Annotated in this window: 4 protein-coding genes and 1 tRNA gene; all 5 read left to right on the forward strand. The window is 67.3% G+C overall.

All coding sequences use genetic code 11. The features are described from left to right. Positions 1-62 precede the first annotated feature (62 nt). The 5 genes from LRA98_RS12675 (at position 63) to rplA (ending at position 2,321) form a co-directional block, all read left to right on the forward strand. Positions 63-138: transfer RNA gene (locus LRA98_RS12675), tRNA-Trp, on the forward strand. A gap of 57 nt (positions 139-195) precedes the next feature. Next, positions 196-573, forward strand: coding sequence for a preprotein translocase subunit SecE (gene secE, locus LRA98_RS12680; protein ID WP_238634096.1), 378 nt, complete (start codon positions 196-198; stop codon positions 571-573). A 3-nt stretch (positions 574-576) separates the two neighbouring features. After that, on the forward strand, positions 577-1,110 hold the full coding sequence (gene nusG / locus LRA98_RS12685) for a transcription termination/antitermination protein NusG (RefSeq protein ID WP_238634095.1): 534 nt from the start codon (positions 577-579) through the stop codon (positions 1,108-1,110). Positions 1,111-1,190: 80 nt separating this feature from the next. Further along, positions 1,191-1,622, forward strand: coding sequence for a 50S ribosomal protein L11 (gene rplK / locus LRA98_RS12690; protein WP_201169251.1), 432 nt, complete (start codon positions 1,191-1,193; stop codon positions 1,620-1,622). Between the two features lie 3 nt (positions 1,623-1,625). Next, positions 1,626-2,321, forward strand: coding sequence for a 50S ribosomal protein L1 (rplA, locus tag LRA98_RS12695; protein ID WP_201241646.1), 696 nt, complete (start codon positions 1,626-1,628; stop codon positions 2,319-2,321). The last annotated feature ends 113 nt before the right edge of the window (positions 2,322-2,434 follow it).

Below are 2,434 nucleotides of genomic sequence, written 5' to 3' on the forward strand. Positions count from 1 at the left end.
CTGATCTTGCCAGACCGGGGGTGTGGGTGGTATAACTCCGCACCCTCAGGTCATCAAACACCAGGCCAGTAGCTCAATTGGCAGAGCAGCGGTCTCCAAAACCGCAGGTTGGGGGTTCGAGTCCCTCCTGGCCTGCCAACTTCACGACGCGGTCCGGCGGGCATGGCTCGCCGGACCGCTTCGGTAGCAGGGTCCATGAAGTCAAAGGCAGAGACTGCGAAATCCCCGCTTGACGTCGTTAAGTGGGTCGTAGCCATCGCTCTCGCGCTCGGGGCCGTGGCCGGGTTCTACGTCTTCGGTGACGAGCCGCTCCTCTATCGGGTCGCCGGCCTGCTGGCTGTCGTTGGCGTGTCCGTCGCCATCCTTGCCACCACCGCGCAGGGGCGCAGCGTCTGGTCGTTCGCCCAGGGGGCCAAGCAGGAGGTGCGCAAGGTCGTCTGGCCTACCCGGCAGGAGACCCTGCAGACCACGCTGATTGTCGCCGCGGTGGTGATCATCGTGGCGATCTTCCTCTGGCTGATGGACCTGCTCCTGCTTTGGCTGGTCGGCATGATCACCGGCCACGGAGGCTGATCCATGGCACTGCGCTGGTATGTAATCCACGCCTACTCGGGCTTTGAAAAGCAGGTCCAGCGTTCCCTCCAGGAGCGCATACGGCGCGCGGGCATGGAGGACAAGTTCGGTGAGATCCTCGTGCCCACCGAGGAAGTCGTCGAGATGCGCGAGGGGCAGAAGCGCAAGAGTGAGCGCAAGTTCTTCCCGGGCTACGTCCTCGTGCAAATGGAGCTCGACGACAACACCTGGCACCTGGTTAAAGAGGTGCCTCGGGTCATGGGCTTTATTGGCGGGCGGCCCGATCGCCCCGCGCCCATCTCCGACCGCGAGGCCGAGCAGATCCTTAGCCGGGTCCGGGAGGGCGCGGAGAAGCCTCGCCCCAAGGTTCTTTTCGAGGTCGGCGAGATCGTGCGGGTCACCGACGGTCCCTTCACCGACTTCAACGGCGCCGTGGAAGAGGTCAACTACGAGAAGAGCCGCCTGCGTGTTGCGGTGCTGATCTTCGGCCGCTCCACGCCCGTCGAGCTCGAGTTTAGCCAAGTCGAGAAAACGTAACCGCGACGCGCCGACCGGCGCGTCTCACCCCACGGGGAGCCCTCACCCGGCGTTCGCACCCGTGACAGGAGCACGCAAGCATGGCGAAGAAGATCGAAGCTTATATCAAGCTGCAGGTCCCTGCCGGGCAGGCCAACCCGAGCCCGCCGGTGGGTCCCGCTCTCGGTCAGCACGGCCTGAACATCATGGAGTTCTGCAAGGCGTTCAACGCCCAGACCCAGGAGATGGAGGCCGGCCTGCCGATCCCGGTGGTGATCACGGTCTACTCCGATCGCAGCTTTACCTTTGTTACCAAGACCCCGCCGGCCGCGATCCTGCTGCTCAAGGCCATTGGCGCCAAGGGCGGCTCGGGCACGCCGAACACCAAGAAGGTCGGCACCGTCCAGCGCGATCAGCTCGAGGAGATCGCCCGGACCAAGTGGCCGGACCTGAACGCCTCCGACATGGACGCGGCGGTGCGCTCCATCGCCGGTACCGCGCGGAGCATGGGCATCGACGTGGAGGGGGTCTAAGCCATGGCCAAGCTGACCAAGCGGCAGAAGCAGATTCGCGAGCGCGTGGACCGCAACCAAGCCTATCCGGTGGACGAGGCGCTGGCTCTGGTGAAGGAGCTGGCCACGGCGCGCTTCCCCGAGAGCATCGACGTTGCGGTTAACCTCGGCGTCGATCCCCGCAAGTCGGATCAGATCGTCCGCGGCTCCACGGTGCTGCCCAACGGTACCGGTAAGTCGATGCGCGTGGCCGTCTTCGCCCAGGGCGAGAACGCCGACGCCGCGCAGGCCGAGGGTGCCGACGCCGTCGGCATGGACGACCTGGCCGAACGCATGCAGGGCGGCGAGCTCGACTACGACGTGGTGATCGCCTCGCCGGACGCCATGGGGGTGGTCGGCAAGCTCGGTCCGGTCCTCGGCCCGCGCGGGCTGATGCCCAACCCGAAGACCGGCACCGTCTCCGCCGACGTCGCAGGCGCCGTGCGCAACGCCAAGGCCGGGCAGGTGCGCTACCGCACCGATCGGGGGGGCGTGATCCACTCCGCGATCGGGCGCGCCAACTTCGACAACCAGGCCCTGCGCGAGAACCTGGATGCGCTGCTGGCCGACCTGAACAAGCTCAAGCCGAGCACCTCCAAGGGTGTCTACATCAAGCAGGTCACCGTGTCCTCGACCATGGGCGCCGGTGTCCGCGTCGATAAGGGCACCCTCGGAGTGTGATCCGGAACCTTGGCGGGGCGCGCGGCGGCCCCCCCGGCCAGGCCCGCCCGGGGGCCCGCCCCGGGGGGGGGGCGCGCCCCCCCGCCGAGACCCCCCGGGGCCAGGGGGGGGTT

The sequence above is a fragment of the Halorhodospira sp. M38 genome (assembly GCF_022227985.1).
Lineage (GTDB): Bacteria > Pseudomonadota > Gammaproteobacteria > Nitrococcales > Halorhodospiraceae > Halorhodospira > Halorhodospira halophila_A.

Coding starts and splice junctions, on each gene's coding strand:
- secE (WP_238634096.1), top strand. CDS start 196: ATGAAGTCAAAGGCAGAGACTGCGAAATCCCCGCTTGACGTCGTTAAG.
- nusG (WP_238634095.1), top strand. CDS start 577: ATGGCACTGCGCTGGTATGTAATCCACGCCTACTCGGGCTTTGAAAAG.
- rplK (WP_201169251.1), top strand. CDS start 1,191: ATGGCGAAGAAGATCGAAGCTTATATCAAGCTGCAGGTCCCTGCCGGG.
- rplA (WP_201241646.1), top strand. CDS start 1,626: ATGGCCAAGCTGACCAAGCGGCAGAAGCAGATTCGCGAGCGCGTGGAC.